The organism is Streptococcus sp. GMD4S, from assembly GCF_000296955.1.
Window position 1 is genome coordinate 1 of sequence record NZ_AJRE01000326.1, and the last position, 811, is coordinate 811.

Consider the following 811-nt stretch of genomic DNA (forward strand, 5'->3'; position numbering starts at 1 on the left):
TCAATCCTTCTCCCTGATTGCCAAAGATAACTTCTTGATGAGCTACTAAGCCTGGCAAACGAACTGAGTGGATCCGCATGCCATCAAAATCAGCACCACGGGCACCAGCAATCAATTCTTCCTCATCAGGCGCACCTTGTTGGATAGACTCTCGAACTTCTGCCATCAACTCAGCCGTTTTAATGGCTGTTCCACTCGGAGCATCTTTTTTCTTGTCATGATGGAGCTCGATAATCTCCACATTTGGGAAATATTTGGCAGCCTGCGCCGCAAATTGCATAAGCAAGACAGCTCCCAAGGCAAAGTTGGGAGCAATCAAGCCACCCAAATCTTGTTCACGAGAAAATGCTTTTAGTTCTGCAATTTCTTCACTAGTAAAGCCTGTTGTTCCTACGACAGGAGCAAAGCCATTTTCAAGAGCAAAGCGTGTATTTTCGTAGGCAACGGCTGGTGTAGTAAAATCTACCCAGATATCCGCTTCAAAACCAGCCAAGTCAGCCTTATCATTGAAAACAGGAATTCCCTGCCATTCTGACTCAGACTCAAACGGATCCAAAACTGCAACTAAGTCCAAGCCCGGATCAGCCAAGACCATCTGGCAAGCAGCTTGACCCATTTTTCCTTTAAAACCGGCAATAATTACTCGAATACTCATCTCTACTCCTGTCTAAGATACAAAGCCTGCAAGAACACAAAGTGAAAATAGGAGGTCCGATCAAGGATTGTCTACTCCTTGGAAGAACTATCTTTTTCACACAGGGTTCCAGGCGTGTTCAATTATCAAGATACAAAGGACGTTAGCTGCCCATGA

At 45.0% G+C, this 811-nt stretch carries 1 protein-coding gene; it reads right to left on the reverse strand.

The genetic code is table 11. The features are described from left to right. Positions 1-655, reverse strand: a 655-nt coding sequence (gene dapB / locus GMD4S_RS09700) for a 4-hydroxy-tetrahydrodipicolinate reductase (protein WP_000027887.1), incomplete at its 3' end; no start/stop codon positions are given. Positions 656-811: the final 156 nt, after the last annotated feature.